This window comes from Paenibacillus sepulcri, assembly GCF_042647105.1.
Lineage (GTDB): Bacteria > Bacillota > Bacilli > Paenibacillales > Paenibacillaceae > Paenibacillus_Z > Paenibacillus_Z sepulcri.
Genome location: NZ_JBHRUP010000001.1, coordinates 7,612,044 through 7,636,547, shown reverse-complemented (window position 1 = coordinate 7,636,547; position 24,504 = coordinate 7,612,044). Strand labels below are relative to the sequence as shown.

20 protein-coding genes are annotated in these 24,504 nt (G+C 52.8%); 2 read left to right on the top strand and 18 right to left on the bottom strand.

Annotated elements, in window-relative coordinates; genetic code table 11:
* Positions 1 to 128 precede the first annotated feature (128 nt).
* Positions 129 to 926: a polysaccharide deacetylase family protein gene (locus ACFOLF_RS33135; protein ID WP_210043939.1), complete on the top strand. Its 798-nt coding sequence runs from the start codon at positions 129 to 131 to the stop codon at positions 924 to 926.
* A 118-nt stretch (positions 927 to 1,044) separates the two neighbouring features.
* Here ACFOLF_RS33135 and ACFOLF_RS33130 read toward each other — a convergent pair whose 3' ends face one another.
* The 4 genes from ACFOLF_RS33130 to ACFOLF_RS33115 all read right to left on the bottom strand — a co-directional run bounded on the left by ACFOLF_RS33130 (position 1,045) and on the right by ACFOLF_RS33115 (position 3,986).
* On the bottom strand, positions 1,045 to 1,527 hold the full coding sequence (locus tag ACFOLF_RS33130; RefSeq protein WP_210043940.1) for an SRPBCC family protein: 483 nt from the start codon (positions 1,525 to 1,527) through the stop codon (positions 1,045 to 1,047).
* The gene (locus tag ACFOLF_RS33125; RefSeq protein WP_210043941.1) at positions 1,528 to 1,845 is read right to left on the bottom strand and encodes an ArsR/SmtB family transcription factor; all 318 of its coding nucleotides are present in this window, start codon (positions 1,843 to 1,845) and stop codon (positions 1,528 to 1,530) included. It lies immediately after the preceding gene.
* A 59-nt stretch (positions 1,846 to 1,904) separates the two neighbouring features.
* A complete protein-coding gene (msrA, locus tag ACFOLF_RS33120) occupies positions 1,905 to 2,918 on the bottom strand; it encodes a peptide-methionine (S)-S-oxide reductase MsrA (RefSeq protein ID WP_379112626.1) in 1,014 nt (337 codons plus the stop codon).
* A 255-nt stretch (positions 2,919 to 3,173) separates the two neighbouring features.
* Positions 3,174 to 3,986 (bottom strand): TolB family protein, encoded by an 813-nt coding sequence (locus ACFOLF_RS33115; RefSeq protein ID WP_379112623.1) that lies wholly within the window; start codon positions 3,984 to 3,986, stop codon positions 3,174 to 3,176.
* A 408-nt stretch (positions 3,987 to 4,394) separates the two neighbouring features.
* On the opposite strand from ACFOLF_RS33115, the gene ACFOLF_RS33110 reads away from it, so the two are divergent.
* Positions 4,395 to 5,498 carry an aminotransferase-like domain-containing protein gene (locus ACFOLF_RS33110; RefSeq protein ID WP_379112676.1) on the top strand — a complete coding sequence of 368 codons (1,104 nt, stop codon included), beginning with the start codon at positions 4,395 to 4,397 and terminating at the stop codon, positions 5,496 to 5,498.
* Positions 5,499 to 5,550: 52 nt separating this feature from the next.
* Here the strand turns inward: ACFOLF_RS33110 and ACFOLF_RS33105 are convergent, their stop codons facing one another.
* The 14 genes from ACFOLF_RS33105 to ACFOLF_RS33040 form a co-directional block, all read right to left on the bottom strand.
* Positions 5,551 to 6,627 carry an NAD(P)H-dependent flavin oxidoreductase gene (locus tag ACFOLF_RS33105; protein WP_210043943.1) on the bottom strand — a complete coding sequence of 359 codons (1,077 nt, stop codon included), beginning with the start codon at positions 6,625 to 6,627 and terminating at the stop codon, positions 5,551 to 5,553.
* A gap of 221 nt (positions 6,628 to 6,848) precedes the next feature.
* Complete coding sequence (nagA, locus tag ACFOLF_RS33100; RefSeq protein ID WP_210043944.1) at positions 6,849 to 8,054, bottom strand: N-acetylglucosamine-6-phosphate deacetylase; 1,206 nt, start codon at positions 8,052 to 8,054, stop codon at positions 6,849 to 6,851.
* Positions 8,055 to 8,150: 96 nt separating this feature from the next.
* Positions 8,151 to 10,328 carry a Sip1-related alpha-galactosidase gene (locus tag ACFOLF_RS33095; protein ID WP_210043945.1) on the bottom strand — a complete coding sequence of 726 codons (2,178 nt, stop codon included), beginning with the start codon at positions 10,326 to 10,328 and terminating at the stop codon, positions 8,151 to 8,153.
* 262 nt (positions 10,329 to 10,590) lie between these two features.
* Complete coding sequence (locus ACFOLF_RS33090) at positions 10,591 to 11,382, bottom strand: DeoR/GlpR family DNA-binding transcription regulator (protein WP_210043946.1); 792 nt, start codon at positions 11,380 to 11,382, stop codon at positions 10,591 to 10,593.
* An 80-nt stretch (positions 11,383 to 11,462) separates the two neighbouring features.
* Positions 11,463 to 12,758, bottom strand: coding sequence for a four-carbon acid sugar kinase family protein (locus ACFOLF_RS33085; RefSeq protein WP_210043947.1), 1,296 nt, complete (start codon positions 12,756 to 12,758; stop codon positions 11,463 to 11,465).
* Positions 12,758 to 13,417, bottom strand: coding sequence for a class II aldolase/adducin family protein (locus ACFOLF_RS33080; protein WP_210043948.1), 660 nt, complete (start codon positions 13,415 to 13,417; stop codon positions 12,758 to 12,760). The genes ACFOLF_RS33085 and ACFOLF_RS33080 overlap by 1 nt, the downstream gene beginning before the upstream one ends.
* Before the next feature lie 62 nt (positions 13,418 to 13,479).
* On the bottom strand, positions 13,480 to 15,909 hold the full coding sequence (locus ACFOLF_RS33075) for an alpha-mannosidase (RefSeq protein ID WP_210043949.1): 2,430 nt from the start codon (positions 15,907 to 15,909) through the stop codon (positions 13,480 to 13,482).
* A gap of 66 nt (positions 15,910 to 15,975) precedes the next feature.
* Positions 15,976 to 16,905: a class II fructose-bisphosphate aldolase gene (locus ACFOLF_RS33070; RefSeq protein WP_210043950.1), complete on the bottom strand. Its 930-nt coding sequence runs from the start codon at positions 16,903 to 16,905 to the stop codon at positions 15,976 to 15,978.
* A complete protein-coding gene (locus ACFOLF_RS33065) occupies positions 16,883 to 18,463 on the bottom strand; it encodes an FGGY-family carbohydrate kinase (protein ID WP_210043951.1) in 1,581 nt (526 codons plus the stop codon). The genes ACFOLF_RS33070 and ACFOLF_RS33065 overlap by 23 nt, the downstream gene beginning before the upstream one ends.
* Positions 18,460 to 19,125: an aspartate/glutamate racemase family protein gene (locus ACFOLF_RS33060; protein ID WP_210043952.1), complete on the bottom strand. Its 666-nt coding sequence runs from the start codon at positions 19,123 to 19,125 to the stop codon at positions 18,460 to 18,462. The genes ACFOLF_RS33065 and ACFOLF_RS33060 overlap by 4 nt, the downstream gene beginning before the upstream one ends.
* A gap of 78 nt (positions 19,126 to 19,203) precedes the next feature.
* Positions 19,204 to 20,082 carry a carbohydrate ABC transporter permease gene (locus tag ACFOLF_RS33055; protein ID WP_210043953.1) on the bottom strand — a complete coding sequence of 293 codons (879 nt, stop codon included), beginning with the start codon at positions 20,080 to 20,082 and terminating at the stop codon, positions 19,204 to 19,206.
* Positions 20,079 to 21,014, bottom strand: coding sequence for a carbohydrate ABC transporter permease (locus ACFOLF_RS33050; RefSeq protein WP_210044053.1), 936 nt, complete (start codon positions 21,012 to 21,014; stop codon positions 20,079 to 20,081). The genes ACFOLF_RS33055 and ACFOLF_RS33050 overlap by 4 nt, the downstream gene beginning before the upstream one ends.
* 82 nt (positions 21,015 to 21,096) lie before the next feature.
* A complete protein-coding gene (locus ACFOLF_RS33045; protein ID WP_210043954.1) occupies positions 21,097 to 22,431 on the bottom strand; it encodes an ABC transporter substrate-binding protein in 1,335 nt (444 codons plus the stop codon).
* Between the two features lie 648 nt (positions 22,432 to 23,079).
* A complete protein-coding gene (locus ACFOLF_RS33040; protein WP_210043955.1) occupies positions 23,080 to 24,177 on the bottom strand; it encodes an NlpC/P60 family protein in 1,098 nt (365 codons plus the stop codon).
* Positions 24,178 to 24,504: the final 327 nt, after the last annotated feature.

Here is a 24,504-nt window from a genome sequence, read left to right as displayed (position 1 = left end):
TACTTTTTTCTCTTCAACGCCTGAAATATTTGATGTTTTTTATAATAACACAGAGACAAGAAGAATTTCAAACCAAATTTTTTCATGTTATAGTGATCCTATATGAGCATAATCGGAGGAATGCGACGGTGAGAATCACCATGGGAAGACTAACGCTTACTGCTGCCGTCTTTTTGTTTTCCTTTACCCTGTTTACGGTCAAGGATATGTTCTGGTTCACCGGGGGCCATGCCTTTGCATCCGGTCCGCTGGCTGATGAATTTACCATTCCGGTCCTGACTTATCATTCCATTGCGGATCATCCCCATAATGCCTATGTCACCACGCCTGCGAAATTTCAGGAGGAAATGAAATATCTGCATGATCACCATTACCAAACCATCAATCTGGCTCAGTTCTCCGTGTTGATGGAACAGAAGAAAGCCGTGAAGGCGAACCTTGTGCTGATCACATTTGACGACGGATATGCCAATGCGTACCAGACAGCCTTTCCGATTTTGCAGAAATACGGCTTCACGGCTGTGGCATTCGTCATAACCGATTGGCTCGGCGGCCATGATTTCATGAGCTGGCAGCAGGCTGGGGATCTTCAGCTGGCGGGTTGGGGCATCATGCCCCATTCCCGTACTCACCCGCAGCTGCCTCTGCTGTCACCGCAGCGGCAGTTCGATGAGATCTCGGGCTCCCGGGCGACCATCGAAGAAAAGCTCGGGAGCACGGCGAACGCTTTCGCATACCCTTACGGGCACCGCAGCAAAACAACGATGGAGCTGCTGCAAAAAGCGGGATATTCCTATGCCTTTTCGTTCGATAACGGCCTGACGACATCGAATCAGAACCCGTTGTCCCTGAAACGGCTGGTCATCTCCAGAAGCGAAAGCATGCGGCAGTTCATCGATCAGCTTCATACCCGCCATGCTGAATGATCTGTTTAAACGTCTGGTGAAAAACGGGCCGCACATGCGAAACCGTCTTCACAAAAATAAGGGAAGCTGCCACCATGCTGGCAGCTTCCCTTATTTTAGCTAACTATGCCACGGTGAATCACTGATGGGTCAGGTTCCCGATGGCAGCAGCATATTTCTCATACCATGTCTTCCAATAGTCCTGTCTGTTCTCAATCGTCTGGCCTTCCAGAAGCGCTTCAATCACATCCAGACAGACATGCCAGCCGGCAAGATCCCTTGGCGTATGATCGGTCAGCTTGTTGATCTTCTCAATCATGACGAGCCGGCAGCCATCCGCTTCGGGATACAGCTCGAAGCGGACTCGGTCCTCTCCCCAAGTATACTCCAGCACGGAATGCATTTTCAGCTCAAGAATGCTCATTTCCTCGAACGTGCCGTCCTGCATGTCGAATTTAATGATCCCGCCCGCCCGCAAATCTTCAACACTCAGCTCGGAAAACCATTTGGCCAGCTTCTCATTCTCCGTTAAATAGGACCATACCTTCTGTGCGGAATGCTTGAGCCGGCGCTCATATCGGGCTGTGTAGCCATATTCGGTTTGCTGTATGACAGCTAACATTTACAACTCCTCCTCCTCGTCCAATTGCCTTACCAGGTCGTCCAGTTTATTGGACCAAAACTGCCGGTACGGCTCCAGCCAATGGTCGATTTCCGCAAGGGGCTGCGCGCTCAGGATGTACAGATGCTTCCGCGCGTCTTTGCGTACGGACACGAGACCGGCGTCCCGCAAAATCCGCAAATGCTTGGATACGCCAGGTTGACTAAGGGATGACAAAGCGACCAGCTCTCCGACCGAGCGCTCCTTGACCCGCAAGTAGTCGAGAATCGTTCTCCGGTTCGGTTCGGCCAATATTTCAAACAGATTATCCGGTTTCATGTCTATATATTACTATACAGTTATATTTCCGTAAAGTTATATTTCTTATGAGTTATATCTCAACGCAGATATTCCGGGTTTATTTCTCGCAGATAACAGGACTCGTTCGTAGTAAATAACTTTACATAACGGCCATACCCCTCCTGCTCCAACATCTCTTTGGGAACGAAACGCAGAGAAGCGGAATTCAGGCGGTAATGCAATCTCGTGGGCCCCGGACCGTCGTTGAACAGGTGGCCCAAATGGGAATTGGACAAGCGGCTTCGTACTGCCGTTCGGACCTGCCCGCTGCTTAAATCCCCCTCCCCGCGGATAAAGCCTTCTTCAATTGGCTTGGAGAAGCTGGGATATCCGGTCGCGGAATCGAATTTATCCAGTGAGCTGAACAGCGGGTCGCCGTTAATAATATCCACATACAGCCCTTCCCGGTCATTGTCCCAGTATTCATTTCGGTAGGCGGGCTCGGCTGCCCCGTTCTGGGTGACTTCGTATTGCAGCGCAGTCAACTGCTTGCGCAGCTGCTTCTTATCCTTCGCGGTATTCCAGTTATGCTGGGCAAAATCATCCCGACCCGAATATTTCCGGTACATATTATAATCCACATGATGGTATTTATAATAATCCTGATGGTACTCCTCAGCCGGATAAAACGGTCCTGCGGTCACAATCTCCGTCACGATGGGACCTTTGAACCGGCCGCTTGCCTTCAGCGCCCGCTTGGAGGCTTCCGCCTTCTCCCGCTGCTCCTCATTATGGACAAATATCGCCGTCCGGTATGAATAACCGCGGTCATGAAATTGTCCGCCCTTGTCAGTAGGATCGATTTGCTGCCAGAACAGCTCCAACAGCCGTTCGTAGGGGAATATATCCGGCTGAAACGTAATTTGCACCGCTTCGGCATGTCCTGTCGTTTCGGTGCATACTTCTTCGTAGGTCGGATTCACGGTATGACCGCCCGTATAGCCGGAAATAATCGAGACAATGCCCGGCAGCTCGTCAAACGGCTTCACCATGCACCAGAAGCAGCCGCCTGCGAATGTGGCGAGCTGCTCCTTCTTGTCTGTTACCTTCAATGGATTCACACCTTCAATCTTACTGGGTTGTTTTGCGGCAATAGCCCGCAGTTCACTTTTAGTATACCTTAAGAATAGATAGCGAATCATCACAAGCACAGAGAAGAACGCGGTGACGTGCACTGCCGCCGCCGCGGTTTTTCGCACTCCTGTGGGGCAGTCCATTGCGCGGCACGATGCATCCCTGATATCGAACACAATGAAAAGGCCTCCGATAAACGGAAGCCTCTTTGTTGTTTGTTGCTGTTTGCATCTTTAGTCCTTCAGCCGGTAGCTTACAAATGCAAGCTGCTGGCTGTCAGGCGACCAGGAGTTGACATTGAGCGTGCCTTGTCCACCGAACAGACTGACCAGCGTGCTGAATTCGCCGCCATCGCTTGACATCAGCCGGATCTCGACATCCTTGTTCGCGGGGTGATCGCCTGGAGCGACGTCGCCCTTGCGGTAGGCTATAAAAGCAACCGATTTGCCATCGGGCGATACATGCGGGAACCAGTTGTTGCTTTCATCGAAGGTCATTTGCGTCTGCTCGCTGCCATCGGCCTTCATGCGCCATACCTGCATAAGTCCGGAACGCACCGAGTTGAACCAGATATGCTGGCCGTCCGGCGAATATTCCGGTCCGTCATCAAGTCCGGGAAGATCGGTCAGCTGCGTCTCAACGCCGCCAATCCGCGGAATGGTGAAGATGTCGTATTGACCGTTGCGCTCCGCGCAATAGGCCAATGTTTCGCCATCCGGCGACCAGCCGTGCAGGTAACTCGGTGCCATTGGAGTAATCAGCTCCGGAGCGCCGCCCGCAAGCGGGAACACATAAATGCGGGATTGACCATCCTCGCGCGTATGGTGGCTGACCGCGATTTGGGAATCATCGGGAGAAAGCACATGATCATTATTGCAGTGCGAGGCGTAGCCCGATTCGATCTCCGTGCTTTCGCCAGAGGCGATGTCGTAAGAATGGATGCGTCCAAAACTGTTGTAAATGAGCCGCTTGTTGTCGCGTGTCCAGTTGGGGGCTTCGATGAGATAATCAAATTGAGCCAGGACCGTACGCTCGCCTGTCTGCACATTTATTGTCTCCAGGAGGCTGATGACATCACGGGAATGAAATTCGTTGGGCTTCTTTAATGTGTTAATGATAGTTCTCCCCTTCCGGTATTAGAAACAATACCAGTATAATACGAAATGCTCCGGAATTGAAATAGCAGCCAGGGGAGGGAAACACTTATCGCCTGCTGACGCTCTGTAAAGAAGGCCATTCAGTTTACAGCGGGCTTTCTTGAAGTTTTGGTAAAAAGCAAGCCTGCAGCCGCTTCTTCAGCTTCCCGAAGCAGACATTATAGTATCGGAGCAGGGCAGACCAGCTCCCTCATTCATGAGTGCGCCTGCCGCCGCCAAGATCATCCTGCTTTGACTTCTGTCGTATAATCCGCTTTTTTTCGTTTCCGGTAATGAACTCCCAGGACGCCGCCAACGATCAGTACGGCGCCCGATCCCGAGCTGTTCCCCTATCTGGATTTTCAGCATTGCCTCAACAAAGCAATCGACAGATACCGGACCGATTTGTTCACCTACGGAACCGCTCAAGGCCTCCCTTCGCTGCTTCATGTGCTGATCCGGCATCTGGCGGACTATCAGGTCTTTACCCGGCCGGAGCATCTCATGGTCACATCGGGCGTTCAGCAGGCGCTGGCCATTCTGACCACGATGCCCTTCCCGAGCGGCCGGGATACCGTGCTGCTGGAGCAGCCCAGCTACCATCTGTTCGTCCGGCTGCTGAATTGCTACGGCATCCCCGCCCGGGGGATTACCAGAACGGAGAAGGGCATAGATCTGAATGAACTGGAGCAATTGTTCCAAACCGGCAGCATCAAGCTGTTTTATACGATTCCCCGGTTTCATAACCCGCTGGGCACCTCGTATACGGAGGATACCAAAAAAGCGATTGCCGGGCTGGCCAAACGCTATGATGTCTATATTATCGAAGACGATTATTTGGCGGATCTGGAGACGAACAGCAAATCCGACCCTATCTTTGCTTATGGCCCGTCCCATGTTATCTATTTGAAAAGCTATTCGAAAATACTGTTTCCCGGGCTCAGGGTTGGCGTGGCTGTCCTTCCTCACTCGCTTCAGCCCATATTCAGCTCGTATAAGCAGCTGTCCGATATCGACAGCGCGATGCTCTCGCAGGCCGCCCTGGAAATCTATATCCAAAGCGGCATGTTCGAGCGGCGCAAGCAGCGGATCGTCGCTACCTACCACAACCGGATGCTGCAGCTGAACCGCGCGCTTGCCCTTTACAATGATTTGGACGATATCCGCCCTGTCCCGGTTCAATCTGGCGTTCATACCCATATCCTCCTGCCGGATGAGCTGCAGATTCCAACTCTGCTGAACCGGCTTGGCAAGCAGCAAATTGTACTGAAGGCATTGGATGACTCTTACTTGGACGGCTTTGCGGTACGACCGATGCTGAAGCTGAGTATAACGCAGGTCCGGGAGGAGCAGATCGAGGAAGGCGTGAGCCGGATTTTCGATGAAATCAAAAGAATGAGAGGCATGAGGACGAGGCGCTGATCCGCTCTCTGCCTGCTTGCCTCTCCAGTTATGAAAGCTGGTCCGTCTTGAATCAGGACAAAATCGCCAGAGCCTGGCGGACCGTCTCAGCCACAATGTCCGCCGCTTTCTGCCCCGAGGTCAGCATTCTGGTACCCTGACCGGCCCACAGGGACATATACTGCGCATTGCTCCCCCGCTGAGCGGCATTTCTGATATCCCGCGTCGCCGTATTTTGCGTTGGGAATGGAAGAGGCTCCAACCCGCCCGCATCCCATTGTGCGATAAAGTCATTGCGAATGCCCCTTGCCGGACGCCCTGAGAACACCTTCGTGATGACGGTGCTCTCCTCCGTGCTTGCCAGCAAAGCCTGCTGGTAGGAGGCATGTGCTCCCGATTCAACCGCCGTCAGAAACCGCGTACCCATCTGCACGCCCTGCGCGCCAAGCGCAAGGGCGGCGGCCACTCCCCGGCCGTCCATGATGCCGCCGGCGGCAATGACCGGAACCCCTACGCGGTCCACAATCTGCGGAACCAGAGCGAATGTTCCAATATTCGCTCCTGAAGGATGCTGCGAGACGTCAAATGTCCCCCGATGCCCGCCCGCTTCGCTCCCTTGGGCAACAACGGCATCGCAGCCTGACTGTTCAGCCAGGACAGCTTCTTCTACAGTCGTTACCATTGTGATTACCCGGAGACCAGCCGATTTGGCCTGCCCCATGTATTCCGGAGGAAGAACGCCAAACGCCGTGCTGATGACAGGCACTTTCTCCTCCAGCAGTACGGCCAGCTGTTCCCGGAACAAATTCGGTGTGAGCACCGGCCCATCCTCTGCATGGGGAATGCCAAGCTTGTCCCGCAGCAAATTGAGCTGCTGCTGGGCTTCTCCGATTCTCGTATTATCATCACGGACCTCAATGGCAAACAAATTGACAGCAAACGGCAAATCCGTCAGCTCACGAATTTCCTGAATCGCCTTGCGGATTGCTGCAGGCTCCATATAAGCGGCTCCAAGCGTACCCAGCCCCCCTGCGGCAGAAACGGCGGCCGTTAATTTCACAGTTGACGGTCCCCCTGCCATGCCCGCCAGAAAAATCGGGTAACGGATTTGAAACAGCCCGCAAACAGATGTCTCCAGTTGAATGCCCATCCTCTTTCACCTCATGCTCTCTTGGCTCGTTGCAGAACCGGATATTGACAGAATTATTATAGCATCGGACATGTCCTGCGATCCAAAAGCCGGCCGGCGAAGTCAGCCTGCCGCTTGAGAATTCCGGTGATTAGCAGGCGGAGCATGGGAACCGGTTATTCACAGGCCTGCCGGGAAAAAGAAAACAGCCTCCCTCGCAGGCGGCTGTTCCCCCGTTTCCATTATTCCGGCACCCCGCTGCCGCCAGTTTCCTTCAGAGCCTCATCGCCGCCCTTTGAACGGCGATATACGATTTTTCCGTCAATAATGGTCCACAGGACCTTGAATTGTTCGTTCAGCAGGACGAGGTCCGCATCCATGCCTGGCGCAATCCTCCCTTTCCGGGACAAGCCAAGCACGTTCGCCGGCGTCTCTGTCGCCATGAGAACAGCGTCGTTCAAAGGAATCCCGGCACGCACGGTTTTGGCCAAAGCCATATTCATCGTCACTGTACTGGATGCTAGCGTCCCGTCCTCCAGCTTGGCGACGCCTTGCGTGACTGTCACCTTATGGCCGCCGAATAAGTAAGTTCCGTCTCCCATTCCCATCGCCTGCAGGGCATCGGTAATCAGAACCATCTTATCCGCCCCCTTCTCACGGTAAAGCATGCGTACAATGGCCGGATGAAGATGCACATCATCGACTATGGCCTGGACGCTGACATGATTTTCTTCAAAAGCCGCGACGATCATCCCGGGATCCCGGTGATGAATCGGGCGCATGCCGTTGAAGCAATGCGTCACATGGCTGGCTCCGCTTTGAAATGCCTGTTTAGCCTCCTCATAGGTTGCGTCCGAATGCGCCACAGATACGATAATGCCGCGAGCTTTGAGAAAAGCGACCATTTCAAGTCCGCCTGGAAGCTCTGGAGCCAGGGTGACCATACGTATCAAGGATCCCGCGTTCTGCAGAATCGCCTTCATTTCATCCAGATCCGGATGGCGCAAAAACTGTTCATTTTGCATCCCTTTGCGCTTCACGTTCAGAAAGGGCCCTTCTATATGCATGCCTGCGATTCTCGCTCCGCTCTCGCGTCCCTTGACCCTGGAAACACTGGAGATCATGCCAAAGAGGCTCTCCAGCGACGAGGATACGGAGGTAGCAAGGAAGGAGGTGCAGCCCGTTCTGGCGCAAGCCTCAGACACCGCCTCGACGCTTCGGATTGTACCATCCATCATATCGAAGCCATCGGCTCCGTGGATATGCACATCAATCATTCCCGGGATAAGCAGCTGGCCATTACCGTCGATTTCCACATCCGCTTTGTAACCGCCAGGTCCCGTATCTCTATCAACGGCTGTTATTTGCCCATCGCGAATAAGAACATTTCCGGGCGTCGGCTCATCACTGCCTGTCAAACGCACGTTCCGAATCAAAGTAACCGTCATCTCTTGGCTCCTTAGAACATTATTTTATAATTGCATCACGGCGCATCTAATCCCGGGATACTTTCCATCTTATCAAATAATGCCAATGGGCACACTTCATCTTCCATGCATAATTTCTACCGCGACTTTCCCCGTAGCCTCTCCGGCAATGACTTCATACAAGAAATCGCCGACCTTCGCGAATGGCCGCGGGCTGCCTTGAACGTAGACCTCCAGCGGAGGCTTCCCGGCGGCAAAAACAAAGACACCGCCCTCCCGCAGCGCAATTCCCGTTGACTTCCCGTCCAAGAATACATCCGTAACGGCATGAGATGATATATACTTCCCGGCTAACCCGATCGGGATGATTCCGCCGCTGGCTTCTGCATCTTCATCACCATGCCGGACTGGAATAATCGTATAGAGGGCATACTCTTCTGCCTTCAGCTTGAATGAATGCCGCTCATCGCGCGCCAGGAACAAGCACTCGCGGGAGAAATGCTCGTACAGGGCAAAACGGTCACCTTCAAGCCCCGGAACATCCTGCGGTCCGACTGTTCCTTCGACCGGGGTGTCGTATTTGCCGATATGAAAGGCTGCGATCACCCCTGCCTCGCCCGCTGTGTTCCACAGCTTGAGCGGCACATGCTGAACGGTCGGATCAAGAAACAAACAATCCCCGGTTGGGCTGGGCGTCCGATCGCAGCGAATGATTTTACCATCCTGGTAGATCAGCGGCCACAGTCTGGAAGGATCGGTATTGCCCGGGGCATCGCTAAAATACACGGGTCCCCCGCTAATGGAACGAAGAACCGCATTCTGGATATCATCATGATTTTTCGTCCAGTACATATCCCAGTCGCCCCAATAGAACGCCCCGTGATAATACGAATTATAAGCGTTTTGCAGCGCATGCTCGGCGAAGCCGTATCGCTCCTGGGGAACAAAATCATCGCTGTTCCGCGATACGGCGGATTTGGGCCTGTGCCAAACATTCTCGGCCGCCATGCCCATGCAGTTAATCATCGTATGGTCAAAATGCAGCGCAACGGATGCCTCTAGCGCCGTATGGGCGGCTGATGCCGCTTCTCCGATAGAACGCTGGCCTCTCCAAAAATTCGTAACTGCGCTCTGGCTGTCCACTTTCACCAAATCAACGCCTTGACGCTCCAGAAAAGAATGCCAGCCATGCCAGAAACCAAAGCCTTGTCCGCCGTCCGGCGACGGCAGAAGATCACCCCGGACATTCGCCCGCAAATATTCGGCATATTGTCCGGCCAGTTCGCTTGCAGGATCGATTCCTCCCCAATAGCCGGCAACCGTGTGCCAGACGCCTACCCAGCGGACGCCGGAACGATTCTTTAAGTCATCTACCGCGGCGCCCAGACCCCGGGGGAATTTCACGGGATCAGCTTCAAAAGCCGATAATTTACCATCGTGAACGGAGGACCAGCCATCATCAATCATCACCCAATTGACCGGCAGGCCGGACCTGCGGAACTCCTCCGCCTTGGTCAACAATCCTTCTTCATTCACTTGATGGTAAAAGGCGTCCCAGCTGCACCACCCGAGATAATCGAGAATTTCGGGGTATTTTTTTTGCTCCCTCGGTAGAAACTGGCCGTCCAATTGCTTGGCTGCGGCCTCGACATGGTCCTCGATGATCCGGTAAGGGTCAGTTCCGCTCCCCATGACAAAACACAGCGTATCATTTCTCGTCCTGCCGGATTGATGGGAGGACAGACGAAACAGCAGGCTGTCGCTCTCACCGCCGCACAGCTCTGTTCGTATGACCGGTCCGCAAACCGGGAGAATATGAATATAATCCGGGAGTGACGAACGCCAGAGCAGAGATTGCGTACGGGCGGGAAGCGTGGACATGCGGGTATCGAAGTGGGGCCTTGTCCACCAATCCTTATGCTGATAATTGGCCATCAACCCGTCAACCTGCCGAATCGGCCCTGTCTGAATGACGATCCCGCAATCAGCGGCAAAACAGGTCTGCTTGCCGAAGGCATTCGCATTTCTGATCTCCCCGTTTACCCAGCAAAGCGCATAACGCCCGTAACTGCGGAATTTAAGCTCGACTCCAATTGTTTGCTCCTCATCCTGAAACAGATGGAGGAATTCCTGGTAAGCACCATGCTGGTCTTTCCCTTCGCTTCTTGTCACTCCGGCTTTCGCAAGCTCCTGCGGCTGTGGGTCTGAATCCAGTCTAACCTGTATACGAAAATCTCCAATAACCACTCTCTCTTCGCTGACTTCAACCAGACCTGCTTCATTGAAATGGAACATGCCGAGCCCTCCTTCAAAAATGGCTTAATCTTTTTTGGGAACGTTCCCAAATTGCATGAAATAAAAAATCGCCACCCCTTCCTAAGCCCCCACCCATATTGCTTTTCGGATTTCAGATCATTTCGTAATCGCCGAGCCGACAACCCGCGCTGTCCCTGCCTTCCGCCAATCGTATTCGTGGAGCATTGGGCTTAAGCGTTCGCTCCATAGTGGTCTTATTCCAGCAGGCAACCCTGGTATGCGGCCAGGATCAGGACTTTCTTCAGTGGTCTTGTCCAACCGGAACGGCGATAACCTTGACGCCATGGGATTCAATCGCTTTAAGTATGGCCGGTTCCACGAGGTCGCTGGTTATGAGAATATCGACTTGGCTGAAGCTGCTGAAGGAAAGAAGGGCCTGACGGTTGAATTTGCTGTGATCGGCAACAATTACGACTTTCTGGGCGGTTTCAATCATGGCCCGCTTGATTTCCGCTTCATACAGGTCAGAGCTTGTAAATCCCTTCTTGAGTGAAATGCCGGATGTGCCGAGGAAGACATAATGGGCATTATATTTTTGCATTTCCGCTTCCGCCTGGGGACCGACAAGGCTCATCGATTTCTTAATAAGTTTGCCGCCAAGCAGGAAAATATCCGCTTCTTCCGAATTAGCGCATTCCTCCGCAATATTCACCCCATTGGTCACAATCGTCAATTGTTTCAGATGCTTCATGTGGCGGGCAACGCACCATGTAGTGGAGCCGGAATCGAGAATAACGATCTGCTCATCCTCAACAAGCGACGCAGCGGCGGCGCCAATCGCGTCCTTCTCCTCGAACAGCTCGAATTTCCGCTGCTGCACCGGAGGAATTTGATTGAAGGCCACCTGCAAATCGTCCGAGAGTATCGCGCCGCCGTAATTTTTGACGATGAGGCCTTCCTGCTCCAGTTGATTCAAATCACGCCGGATCGTTTCCTCGGATACATTGAATTCACGCACAAGATCGGCCACCTTGACGCTTCTTTCTTTTATGAGCAGCTCTTTGATTCGGTTGCGCCTCTCGACGACGATCATTGTCATTCCCCCTTGCGATTGAATCGGACCTACCGGTTTAGTGAAAGACAGTATCCCTGTCCGGCTGGTAATTTACCCCATTATAACCGATCCTGTCGGCTCTTCATATGTTCAATTGCCTTTTCAAAAAAATCAGGTCCGCCGAAGCTGCCGGATTTGAGCACGAGCATGAGCGGGCGTTTCCGTGACAATGACAGGCTCGATGGGAGACCCGGCTCGATTTCCCGGTATATCCGCATTCCGCTTATACCCAGGCGCGAGCATATGGCCGCCGATGTATCACCTCCGGCAGCAAGGATGCGGTTCTGCCCCGTGCCTCGCAGCACCCGGTCGGCGATTTCGGCTATCGTCCCGGATACAAGCCTGGATACCTGCGTATTGGACATTCCGAAGTCAGCGGCAAGCCGCTTGGCGTGTGCTACCTTGCCCGGCCGGTTCTCCGAATACAGCAGCACATCTTCTCCGGAAAGAATCGTCCGCTCAATTGCATCCGACAAGCGTCCGGTTTCTTCCGGGCGTCCGCCTTCCTCAAGCAGCTGCTCCGGGTCCAGGCGGAATGCCGGCCTTCCTGAGCTCAAGTAGGCTTCAACCTGTGCCGCTGTCTGTGGGGTCAGGCTGCCTGCAGCGATTAGTATGCCAAGATCCGGCCGGTAAGGAACCGGCAGCAAATCCGCTCCGCCGCTCTCGCGTTCTTTCATCAACAAGGCAAGTTCCTCCGCTATCGCGGAAGCGCCGCAAATAATCCGTTCATCCCTGATGGCTTCCGCAATTACGGCAAGCATGCGTTGTTCGGCAACGTCGAGAATAACATAGCCTCCTGCAGCCCGGCGCCTGCCGATTTCTTCCCGAAGCGCTTCTGCTCCTTGTCCGATTATCTCAAAATCAATCAGGCTCACCCTTCGCTTCGTCTGACTCTGCAGGATACTGACCAGATCCGATTCCAGCATGGGATGAACGGGATCATGCCGAAAATGGGATTCTTCCAGCTTCATACCGTTGACATAATGGATGCCCCCCAATGTGGTGCGTCCATTCTTGGGGAAGCCAAGCACGACCACCGCAAAATCCGCTTCCAGCGCATCGAGCATCGCATCGAATTCCCCGCCGATATTGCCGCGGAATACGGAGCAGGTTTTATTGAAAAAAGCGGTGCAGCCAAGCGCCTGAAGCTGTGCTGTGGCTAGTTTCACTTTAGCATAAGCGGCATCACGTTCATCGAAACGGGAATCCGTATCAATAATGTACACATCCGCCTCGGCTTCGGGCTGCAGCCCGGCTGCGTCATAGGCGTAGACATCTGCCCGGAGACCTGACTTGGCGAACATGATGCCGATATCGCCGGCACCTGTTATATCGTCTGCCACAACACCGATCATCACGGCCACTCCCTTACCGGCTTGTAACCGGAGCTTGCCATAAAATCCTGTACCGTTTCTGCCGTAAGCGGTTGTAACGGAATTCCCGCACTGCGGGCCGTAATAACCATACGGCAAGCCATCTCCAGGGTGTGAAGCGACATCCTCGCTTCCCTGACACTTGTATCGTATACGAGAATGCCGTGGTTTTCCAGCAGCAGAACATTCGCTTTGGAGGCCTGCTCCCGCACCGCCTCTCCCAGCTCTCTGGAACCGGGATGGCAATAGGGCACACGTGCGGTCCGCTCCAAATAATACATCGTCTCGACGAACAGATCGCCGGGAGGATCAACATCCGCACATGCTATCAATGTGCTGTGGAAGGGCGATGCATGCAGGACGGCATTGATCTCCGGCCTCGTCTGGTAGACAGCCTCATGCATCGGCATTTCTTTGGACGGTTTTTTGCCCATGGGATCGACGGGCTTGCCTCCCAGGTCGACCTCTACCAGATCGTCATCCGCAAGCTCGCCCAGGTACGTTCCGCTGGCGGAGATCAGGTAACGGTCGGGAGCGGTTCTGATACTGATATTGCCGGCATTGCCCCAGGCCAGCTCATAATTCATCAGATAGCGGCCGACTTCCTGCAGCTCCTTTACTCCGTCTGCTTTCGCAATCATATTCATTCCTCCCCTTCAATCACACCAAAGTCCGGACATCTGCCCTGCTATGTCTTCGACGCTTACCATTCGATCAGGTTGGTCTCCGTGACCGGCTGGCCAGCATCCTTCGGAATACGGAATGTCTTGATTTCGCATGGACCGAAATCCGCTTCAATGGTCCGATTCCATTTCGGCAGCGAAATGACCGCCCTTGTACCCGTTCTGGTCGTTTCATACGCACGGACAATGAGATCGTCGTTATCCTCGGACTTCTTCACAACGCTGACCAGCACATTATCCTTGTCGACCGACAGGAACGAATCCTTTTGCGGCAGATCGCCTTGATGATAGGTTTCGATCACCGTGACCGGACGCTGATTCAGCTCCGCGGCGCGCTTGACGGTTCCTGCCGTTTCCCAATTGCCTTCATGCGGGAGAATCGAATAATGCACGGTTTGAATGCCCTGGTCGATAAACGAATAATGTCCCGTCTCCGATGGAACAAGCGGATCGTGATGGGCATATATCGGGCTGCGCAGCATCGTAATCGCCATCTCTTTGTTATGAATGCTGTAGCTGTATTTGGAATCATTCATCAGGCTGACGCCGTACAGCTTGTTGTTCTCTCTCGCAATGCCCGAGTAGTCAATCCACGATTGACCCGGCTCCTCCTCGCCATTGTGCTCCCGCTCGATAAAGCTGTACGGCTGCTCATACGTCTGGCGGGTAAAGATGAGGTTGACCGGGAATACAAGCTTGAGCATCTTGAACTGCTCGCGCCAATCAATCGTCGCCTTCACGTCAATCTGGTCAAGCTCCCTGTACATCGTGAAGTCCTGCACCAGATGGGAGCTGCCGTACCTGCTCGTGATGCGGATCACGGATTTGACCGGACCATGCTCTACGAGCTGAACGCGTGCGGCGCCAAACGCACCAATTGTATTGTTGAAATGGAACACGTTATGACTCCATGTATCCGTCTTGTCCTCGATGACGACGGGCCTGGCCGCTGCTCCCCGGAATACTTCAACCCCGCTGCGCTTGTCGCGGAGCGAGACGATGTACCCGGTTGCCGGGTCGAATTCGATCCGGAAACGGTCATTCTCCATCGAATAATCATTCGCCTTGATCGGCGCTGCCGCTGCCCTCGGTGCTGACGGATTTGTTGTGAATTTATAGACCCGGTAACCAAGCGCCGGAAGCTGCGCGATAAAGCTCAGGCGGAAGCGCCCGTTGCTGGTGGCTGCCGGTTGAACCTTCTGAAACGCAACCGGACGTCCCTCGTCATCCACGAGCACATGCTCGTCCTTGAAGCTGCCGACTTCAACTTCAACATGAACGCGGCTCTCCCAGGCATGTGGATTAAAGACGACGACCGGCTTCATGTTCTCCTCTTCCTCGATATTGATATTCCAGGACAGCGATTGAACGGCATAATTCAAGCCTCGTGCAGCAATAGCAAGAGATTCGCCATATTCGTTGCGCGCATCGTCGTAAGCCGATTCGATGCTCGTCCCTGCCAGAATGTCGTGGAACTGGTTGAACAGGATGTTTTTCCAGGCGCGGTCAAAATTTTTCGGATAAGGCTGGCCAGTCGTCCAGGCGGCGATCGAGGACAGCTTCTCCGCTGTCACCATCAGATTCTCCGCTCTCCGGTTCCATTGCTTCACCCCGGAATGGGCCGCATAACAGCCGCTTGCATGATGCTGCAGGTCGTCGTGGACGACAGGAAAGGGCAGATTCAGCTTCTCCATATCTTCGAAGAAATCATTAGGCGAGCTGAATACAAGCTCCAGACCGTCGTCCTCCTTCTGCAGCCGCTTGATGCTGTCGATGTTTTCCCTTGTCGGGCCGCCGCCGTGGTTGCCAACCCCGTAGAAGCTCATCAGCTGGTCGAACGGGGCCTTGAGCTCGCTCTCGCAGCGCCGGATGTGGTTCTCCAGATCCTTCCCCCAGGAGCAGTATTCGAACAGGATGCGGAAGGCCAGCACAGACGAACCGTCATCCGCTTCCCATTTGAACAACCGGCCGGGCAGCCCCTTCTCATTGGGCATCGGGCGCATCATCACATAATAATCCATGCCGCTCTTCTTGAGGATTTGCGGCATCATGCCGAAATGGCCGAAGCTGTCCACATTGTATCCGACTTTGGCGGTCACGCCGAACTTCTCCTTGAAATACCGCTGGCCGTACAAGCCCTGCCGGACGAATGATTCGCCGCCGGGGATATTGCAATCCGGCTGAACCCACCAGCCGCCGACAATAACCCAGCGCCCTTCGGCGACACGGCCTTGAATCTCCCGGAACATGGCCGGATCGTTCTCTTCCACCCATTCGTAATTTTGTGCGGAGCTGGATGTGAAGATGAAATCGTCATACTCCTTCATCCGGTCAAGCGCCGAACGGAACGTCGCTTTCGTTTCCTGGAACCCCTCCTGCCATGGCCAGAGCCAGACAGGGTCCAAGTGGGCGTTGCCGATCATATACAGCTTCTTCTCATTCTGCTTCATGCGTTCATTCACACTCCTGGAAGAATATATAGGGATAAAGCCTGTTTATATCTGCCGGATCATCTATTACTGGTTTGTCTGATAGTCGAACGATTCCGCTTTTCCGGCGCAGCCAAGGAAATTCAACATTTTATCCGTAACGGCTGCTTCGACCGCTGCGCGGCCTTTTTCCAGATCTTCAGGCGAGAGGCTCCTGCACGCCTCATTCGTCATGCGCTCTTCGCGCCCCAGCGCGCCCAGGAACGCAAGCTCCAGGTCCGTCGCAATGTTCACCTTGCTGACGCCGCCGCCGGGAAGAGTAATCGCCTTATTCATCATCTCTGCCGGCACTCCCGATCCGCCGTGCAGCACAAGATGAACCGGGGTCAGCTTGCGGATCGCCTGCAGCCGGTTGTAGTCGATACTCGGCTGCTTCACCATATAGACGCCATGCGCAGTGCCGCATGAGACAGCAAGAGCATCAACCTTGGTCTCATTGACGAACCGCAGCGCTTCCTGGGGATCCGTGTACAGTTCCTCGTCATGATCCGTCTCGACAAAATCGGTCGTTCCGATCATCCCAAGCTCCGCCTCGACGGAAACTCCGTTTCGGTGAGCGTACTCTGCCGCTTCCCTGGAGTCGGCGATATTGCCCTCCAGCGGTTTCTCCGATGCATCGATCATGACCGATGTGAAGCCTGCGGCAATCGCGTCATGTATGACTGCCATATCCTTCGTATGATCAAGATGAAGCACAACAGGAACGGTAATCTGCTCGGATTCGATGCAGGCGTAAAATTCATCTGCAAACTCTTTGGGCGTGATGCTGTAGCGCACCAGCTCCTTGCTCGAAATTTGAACAATAAGCGGCGACTGTGTTTTTTGGCCTGCCCGCAGGACGGCAGCAATCATCGGGGTATACCGGGGCGAGAATGAACCCAGTGCGTAGCCCCCCTTCTCTGCCTGTTCCATCCCTTGTTTCAGCACAATAACATTAATTGGTTTCTCTCTCTTCATCTTTCTCCAGCTCCTTCGTCAATTGTCTATATATATCCCTCAGCGGCTGCTGAATGGCTAGATATCCATGTTCAAAAATCCGGCAGTACGCCTCGCGGCGCCTATTGTCCGGCTTATATACCCGTGCCGGCCTGCCGTTCACTGCGCAGCGGACTGCATCCGCTGCATCCCGGTAGATGCCTGTGCCGATGGCGGCTGTCAAAGCCGCGCCCAGCAGCGTCGCTTCATCCAGATCGGGCACGTCGATGCGGCACCCGGATATATCCGCTTTAATGCGCATCCATGCCTCGTTTCGGGTGCCCCCGCCAACAGCGACAATACGTCCGCCGGCTGTGCCCGAAGCACGCGCCGCCGCTCTGCGGATCGCTTCCATCTGGAATGCCGCGCCTTCCAGCACAGCCTTCAGCAGATGAGGCTGACCGTGGTCTGCGGTTAATCCGATGAAGGCGCCGCGGGCATTCGCGTCCGGCATCGGCGCACCGCAGCCGGACAAGTATGGGAAATACATAATATTCGTCGGTCCATCCGGCGCCTTATCCACCAGACGGATAACGTCCTCATAAGAAAGGGGAACTTGTTCTCCCAGAATGCCTCTCATCCATTCAATGGACCCGCCCGAAGCGGAAATGCCGCCCATCCAAAAGGACAAGCCGGGCACGATGTGAAGTCCATAGGAAAGACCCGAAGCAAAATCCTCCTTCGTCAGAGGCCGGTCCGTCTCCATGCCGACAAGCGTCTCCGCTGTCCCGATGGAATCGTAGGTATCGCCCTCGTTCACAGCGCCGACAGCGATCGACGCCGCAGCATGATCATGGCCGGCGACCGCCACCGGTATGCCGCCTGGAAGGCCCGCTTGTGAAGCGCCCGGTCCGTTTGTATGCCCTATCGCGGTTCCAGCCGGAAGCGGCTGCGGAAAAAGCGACGGGCTCATGCCAAAGTGTCTGATCCAGTCCTCATCCCAGCATTTGCTCCGAATATCGAAGGCAAATGTGCGTCCGGCAAGCGAATAATCCGTCGCCATTACGCCTGTCAGCCGGTACGCGATATAATCCGCGGCTGACAGCCATACCGAATGTTGAAGAACTGCCGATTGGTTCCGGCGCAGCCACAGCAGCTTGGCCAGACCATACTTGAAGCTGGACGTCAGACCGGTTGACTGGAACCGGGCGAAGGCGTCATCCTCTGAGGCGATATCCTCCGCTTCCTTCGCAGAGCGGCGGTCGAACCAGGGGATGAACATGGTTTTCGGCTCACCCGTGCCGGCATCCACCAGTACGCCGCTTTCCGCCATGCTGGCGATGCCGATCGCTGAAATCGGAAGCTCGTTATTGAGCCCTCGCCCCCCGTTGCCGCTTCGTCCTCCATCAAAAGCTCCGGCGACCTCGCGTATGCAAGCGGCAATCGTCTGCCACAGCTCCTGCGGATCAAAGAACGGCATGCCATTCCGGTCGTGGCCGGTAATCGTTGGCCTGCCTGCGATCCGAATAACGGATCCGTCCTCGCGGAACAGGCCCGCCTTGCAGTTGGTGGTGCCTATATCGATGCCGAGCAGGCTCATTTCCCGTCTCCGGCCAGCAGCTTCTTCACGCTTTCCATGCCGGACCGGGGGCTTGACAGAAACTTGCTCCGCGCAGCATCCGGCAGCTTCGCCACAACCCGCGCCATTGAAGCCTGGGCCAGCACAACGACATCGGTGCGGCCAGCGAGATCCATGAGCGTCTTCGCCAGCTCTTCGTCATGCCCCTCGCGGTCTCCCTGCATGAGCTTCCCGTATGCCCGATCGGCGAGACCTGGAACCAGCTCCACCTCTTTGCCCGCCTGCGCCGCTTTCTCTCTGATCAGCTGCATCGTCGGACCGAGCGTGGTCTGCAGCGTGGCCGCCACTCCGATCCGGTCTGCGCGCCGTACAGCCTCGCTGGCCATCGCCTCATCAATCCGGAGGACCGGCACACTCATTCGGGAGTCAGCCCGATCGGCCAGCTGACCTACAGACGAGCAGGCACTCAGAATGACGTCGGCCCCGGCCTGCTCAGCAAACTGCGCGTAATGCATCCAGCGGTATTCAACCGCCGAGAGATCCCCGTCATTGCCGGCAAGCTGCGGCAGAATCGAATCATCCACGAAATTGAAGATTTCAATTTCACCGATCACCTGACGGGCCAGCTCCTTGAGCGGCTCCACTGTCACGGGCGTCGTATGAATAATGGCAAGCTTTTTCACATCAACAGCTCCTATCCTGTATCCCGCCAGATTGCTATGCGATGTCCGGCAGAAATTTCTTTTTTGCAAAAGGCTTTGCTAGCCCTTGGTCCCGGACGATATATTCATCCCTTCAATGAAATAACGCTGGAAGAAAAAGAATAACGCGATCACCGGCAGCATGACCATGAGCGAGCCCGCCATCAAATAATGCCACTGCGTCGTTTCCTGCCCTTTGAACGATTGCAGGCCGATTTGCAGATTGAACATCGATTCCTGGTTAATGTAAATGAGCGGTCCGAGGAAATCGTTCCATGCGCCCTGGAAAGTCATAATTGCAATAACGACAACCGCCGGTTTGGCGAGCGGTATCATAATTTTCCACCAGATATAATAATGGTTTGCACCGTCGATCTTGGCAGCCTCGATCAATTCATTCGGTATCGACATAAAGAATTGGCGGATCAGGAATATCTGATAAGCCGCCCCGAAAAAACCGGGAACCGTCAGCGGCAGATAGGTCCCCACCCAATGAAACTTGGAGAACATGATATATTGCGGAATCAGGGTTACGAAGCTTGGAATCATCATGGTTCCCAGCATGACCGAGAACAACCAGCCCCGCCCGGGGAACTTGATCTTCGCAAAGCCATAGGCGATGAACGTGTTGGACAATACATGCGATATAACGCCGACAGCGGCCAAAAACAGGGTATTGAGCGTATAACGGGCAAAATTGCCTTTGCTCCAGGCGAGCTCGTAATTCTCCCAATGAATCACCTTCGGAAGCCAGGTCGGCGGGAACGACATAATCTCGGTCAGCGATTTAAGCGAGGTCGAGATCATCCACCATAGAGGCAGGAGAATGATGATGGAGAAACCGATCAGTACGAGCAGCAGAATGGTCCTCCCTATTCTTTGCTTAGTCCTGCGGCTTTGAAAGTAACGGGTATCGGGAGCAGCGGTTCTGACGCTCATCGGTTATCCCCCCCTTCGTAATGAACCCAATATTTCGACAGCAGCATATTGACAATCGTCATTACGATAACCACCACAAACAGGAACCAGGCCATTGCCATCGCATAGCCCATGTCATACACCTTGAATGCCTTAAGGAACATATGCAGGTTGAAGAATAACAGCGAGTTCACGGGAGAACCCGGAGCGTTCATATCATTGGACATCACATAACCTTCCTGGAAAATCTGAAAGGCTCCGATCAGGTGGGTGATGAGCTCAAATAAAAGCACGGGCGTGATCATGGGAACTGTAATATGCCAGAAGCGCCGGATCGTACCCGCACCGTCGATCTCGGATGCTTCGTACAGCTGCTCGGGCACATTTTGGAGACTTGCCAGATAGAGCAGCATCCCGCCGCCGACGCTCCACAGCTTCATGAGAATAATCGCCGGCTTCGTCCAGACCGGATCCACCAGCCAGGCAGGGCCGTCCACGCCGAACCATCCGATCATGACGTTAATCAGACCCGTCCCCGGGGTCAGAAGCATTTGCCACAGGATATATAAAGCGACGCCAGAGAGGATGGAAGGCAAATAAAAGACCGTCCGGAATACCTTCATGCCGGGAATCTTCTGATTCAGCATAACGGCCAGCAAAAGCGAGCCGAGCGTGGTAAGCGGCACACTGATGACGACATAATATAACGTGTTGTACAGCGACTTCCAGAACAAGGGATCATGGAAGAACATATTGGTGTAGTTTTGCGTTCCGATCCATTCCTGCCGCGAGGTGATATCGTAATTGGTAAAGCTCGCATAAAGCGAGAAAATCAGCGGACCGGCCGTGAACACCAGAAAACCGATGATCCACGGAGATACAAATATGAAGCCCTGTCTTGCTTCCTTGCGCTGCTGCAAGCCCATTCTATTCTTATTGGCGGCTGAGGCCATGGTCATTCCCCTTTCTGCCTGAGTCGGGAGGCAATGAATGAGGAGAGCGATTGTTTGGCAACCACTCCCCTCAAGAGTATGGCTATTGATTTTGTTCCAACAGATTCTCAACGTCCTTCTGAGCTTTATCCAGCGCTTCCTGCGGAGGCACCTGGCCCAGAATGGCCGCATCCCGATTCGGATTGATAAGGTTCAGGAAGTCTGGCGCATTGACCGGCGTCGGAAATATTTTGGTGACTTCCATATTGTCGACAGCCGCTTTATATACCGGATTCTTCATCAGCTCCGGATCGTTAGCCGCTTCCTTGTTCGCTACACTGTCAAAGTTCTTTTCCGCCCAGTAGGTTTGAGCCGATTTATCGGTGAGATACTTCATGAACTCCCATGCTTCGTCCGGGTGCTTCGCGCCCTTGGGAATTTCCACGACGAAGCCGCCGCCGACGCTGTAATGCCCGGAGCCGTCCTCCACCTCAGGGATCGGAGCAACCCCGTAGTTCAGGTTCTGGCCGTAATCGCGGATCTGCGTATAGAACGTTGTGGCCTCTGGCCAAATCGATACCTGACCGGCGATAAAAGGATTCGCCTGCTTGCTGCCGAATGACGCTTTGAAATTATCCAGGTTCTTCTGCCCGATCCGCTTGGCGTTATCCAGTACATAATTCATCGCATCCAGATGCGCCTTGTCATTGATGACCGGCTTGCCGTCCTGATCAAACCAGTTGACGCCCTTGTCAAAATTCATCGCGATACTGCCCCAATCGAAGCCTCCATACTGCGGCGAGTATCCGATTCTGGTGTATTTGTCGCCATCCTTCTTGTCGAGCTTCATCGCTGCTTCTTCAAGCTCGGCCCATGTATTCGGGAACTTCTCCGGATCAAGGCCCGCTTCCTTGAACTGGTCCTTGTTGTAGAACATCATTCTCGTGTCTGTCGTAAAAGGAAGTGCGTAAGCTTCGTCTTTATAAATAACGGTATCCCATAATTGCGGGAAGAAGCGGTCTTTAATATCGTCTTTCTTCAAATATTCGCTCAAATTCGTATTCTGGTTCTTATCCGCGCGCTGGCTTGTGGCGTTGATGTCATTCACGATCACATCCGGCGGATTCCCCGCGGCCACGGCTGCCAGCTCTTTGGTCCAAATGTCGCCAAACGGATAATAAGTATGTTTGACTGTGATGCGGTCCTGCGATTTGTTGAAATCGTCAATAATTTTCTCGATGATTGGCTTGCGCGTCTCTGATCCCCAAAACGTCCAGAAGTCGATTGTGACTTTGTCCTTCGCAGATCCGGTTGAATCCGCAGAGGTGTTGGTATTGCCTGTGCCGGTATTGCTTGTGTTGCTGCCGCACGCCGACAAGAATATACTGGCGCCGAGCATGGTCGCGAGAAGAACAAACATTGATTTTTTTAGCTTCATTTACAGCTTCCTCCCCTTTTTCCAAGCCATCCGGCAACAATATTGACGGATTATGACGCTTTTCTTCGCTAATATTGTTGTTTTACGTGGCTTTAGAATTAAGATAACCAATTAATAGCTTATTGTCAACGCTTTCTTTTCTATAAAACCATATAAACCACCACTTTGGCGAAGGATTATGACGCCTTGAGCTGCCCTGCCTGTTTTTCAACTGCAAAAGAACCATCCGCAGTGAATGACATTTGCGGATGGTTCTTTTGCAGTTATTTCCTGTATTTCCAGCATCGGCAAGCCTTGAACGGTAAGCCCAACATTAAAAAGCGGAGCAAAAAAATCCCGCCAGTTACGAGATCGGCAGGATTTTTCATATGCAGCGAATATAAACCTTCGTTACAAGGCCACATCAACCTTTAGCCTGGCTGTGGTCGCTCTCCAAGTCATTACGTTCTCTGCCGATGACATCAATCCGCCGATTACACCACAGTTGACGTATACGGCCTTTGTTGCTTCCAACTTGCTGAGCACGATCAGAGTTGGACCTGAGAACTTTGATGGTATTTTGCCAGCGGGGTATAGTTGTATCAGAATGCTTTGCATTCATTTTTGACACGGATGGGGTTGTCGTTATCATGATCAGAAATTTTTTCCTTATTCCGTTCTTATTAACGTACTCTTTTTGGCTTTTTCACGTTGGGTTTGATTGATATGCGGTTTTGACGGAGGTTTGGGATACATCAGATTTTTTTTATCCGAGTCATGTGACGTTTCGTTGGGGTCCATTGTTCGGCTAGGATTAATAGATCTGCCTGTAACGGGATTTACAAACAAAGCATGACCTAATTCATGCGCCAGCATCTGCGCCCGTTCTCTGGAATTCGTAGCAAGCAGGATTGTTGCAACTCTTGGACCTGTTTTTTTGCCAAAAAAATAAATTGCTCCGGTTGTTGTTCTCTTCGCCTCAACATCCTTAAATGATTTGGAATTCATATAAATGACTACCACATCATTTCGAGTGCTGCCTTTTGGGCTATACCTTATTAATTTTTGCACTTTTTTGGGCTGCTTATTCAAGAGAATGCCACCTGAAAATTCGCCGTTTTTAAATTTATAGGATTCATCTGTATGTCTGGTTATGGATTTTAAACGGAAGGTGATTCCGCTTGATTCCCATATCTTACTCGCCCGGTTTAAATCCTTTTTGATTATTGAATCCTTGATTGGATTTCCGGTACTTGTCACGACGTGTACATTTACTATTAAAGGGCTGTTTTTGGTAGATGAAGCTTTATTATTCACCATTTTCAGCTTCCCCATCTCACTTTTTGATAAGTTTAATATTCTTCTTATATGCATAAATTTATTTTTCCAGAATCCGTTAAGGTAGCCTCTCTCTCTGCAGCCTCCTCTTGATTGAAGGCCGATAAAATAACCGGGTTTTGTAACAATTCCGACATGGGATACAGCTTTTCTGTACGTATTTTTAAAAAAAATGATATCGCCAGTACGTGCCTCGTTTTTCGGAATTTTTTTACCTTGCTTTATCTGGAGCGAAGTTTTGTCACCAATATCGATTCCAGTGGTCTTACTAAATACATAATTGCAAAAGCCTGAGCAATCGCCATAACCGATATTAATTTCCTTTTCTCCAAAGATATACATCAGTTTACCTTTATAAGATCGCGCAAAACTGATTACTTTCCTTCGAACTTTTTTGTTATTCTTATCTCCATTCTTATATTCAGGCATAAGAGGACCTCCGAGGCTTGTTCACAGAACAAAAATATAATAGCCGTTTAATCATTTCACAGTTTATTATGGGGGGAGCCGAACTGCTGAAAATCACTTATAATCCTGCTCCACAGGTTCTTTTATTAAGCTATATGCCCTACTCCCAAGTATATGGAAATACTAATTTAAATGTCTGGACCAATGTACCCTGTCAATTCGTACAACTTTGGGGGACAGCCTATAATTTATTGGCTATGATAAACGTCTGCCAGCTAAGCTCCGACACTACTGATCGTAAGAGCATATGAAAATTGGACCTCATGGGTATTGACCCCAAAGCCCGAT

Bases quoted from the DNA above. Each gene is read 5' to 3' on its own strand.
- ACFOLF_RS33105 (WP_210043943.1), bottom strand. From the start codon at position 6,627: ATGGGCATTCAACTGGAGACATCTGTTTGCGGGCTGTTTCAAATCCGT.
- ACFOLF_RS33085 (WP_210043947.1), bottom strand. From the start codon at position 12,758: ATGATCGGTGTTGTGGCAGACGATATAACAGGTGCCGGCGATATCGGC.
- ACFOLF_RS33045 (WP_210043954.1), bottom strand. From the start codon at position 22,431: ATGAAGCTAAAAAAATCAATGTTTGTTCTTCTCGCGACCATGCTCGGC.
- nagA (WP_210043944.1), bottom strand. From the start codon at position 8,054: ATGACGGTTACTTTGATTCGGAACGTGCGTTTGACAGGCAGTGATGAG.
- ACFOLF_RS33040 (WP_210043955.1), bottom strand. From the start codon at position 24,177: ATGCCTGAATATAAGAATGGAGATAAGAATAACAAAAAAGTTCGAAGG.
- ACFOLF_RS33070 (WP_210043950.1), bottom strand. From the start codon at position 16,905: ATGAAGAGAGAGAAACCAATTAATGTTATTGTGCTGAAACAAGGGATG.
- ACFOLF_RS33090 (WP_210043946.1), bottom strand. From the start codon at position 11,382: ATGATCGTCGTCGAGAGGCGCAACCGAATCAAAGAGCTGCTCATAAAA.
- ACFOLF_RS33050 (WP_210044053.1), bottom strand. From the start codon at position 21,014: ATGGCCTCAGCCGCCAATAAGAATAGAATGGGCTTGCAGCAGCGCAAG.
- ACFOLF_RS33130 (WP_210043940.1), bottom strand. From the start codon at position 1,527: ATGTTAGCTGTCATACAGCAAACCGAATATGGCTACACAGCCCGATAT.
- ACFOLF_RS33080 (WP_210043948.1), bottom strand. From the start codon at position 13,417: ATGATTGCGAAAGCAGACGGAGTAAAGGAGCTGCAGGAAGTCGGCCGC.
- ACFOLF_RS33095 (WP_210043945.1), bottom strand. From the start codon at position 10,328: ATGTTCCATTTCAATGAAGCAGGTCTGGTTGAAGTCAGCGAAGAGAGA.
- ACFOLF_RS33055 (WP_210043953.1), bottom strand. From the start codon at position 20,082: ATGAGCGTCAGAACCGCTGCTCCCGATACCCGTTACTTTCAAAGCCGC.
- ACFOLF_RS33075 (WP_210043949.1), bottom strand. From the start codon at position 15,909: ATGAAGCAGAATGAGAAGAAGCTGTATATGATCGGCAACGCCCACTTG.
- ACFOLF_RS33125 (WP_210043941.1), bottom strand. From the start codon at position 1,845: ATGAAACCGGATAATCTGTTTGAAATATTGGCCGAACCGAACCGGAGA.
- ACFOLF_RS33065 (WP_210043951.1), bottom strand. From the start codon at position 18,463: ATGAGCCTGCTCGGCATCGATATAGGCACCACCAACTGCAAGGCGGGC.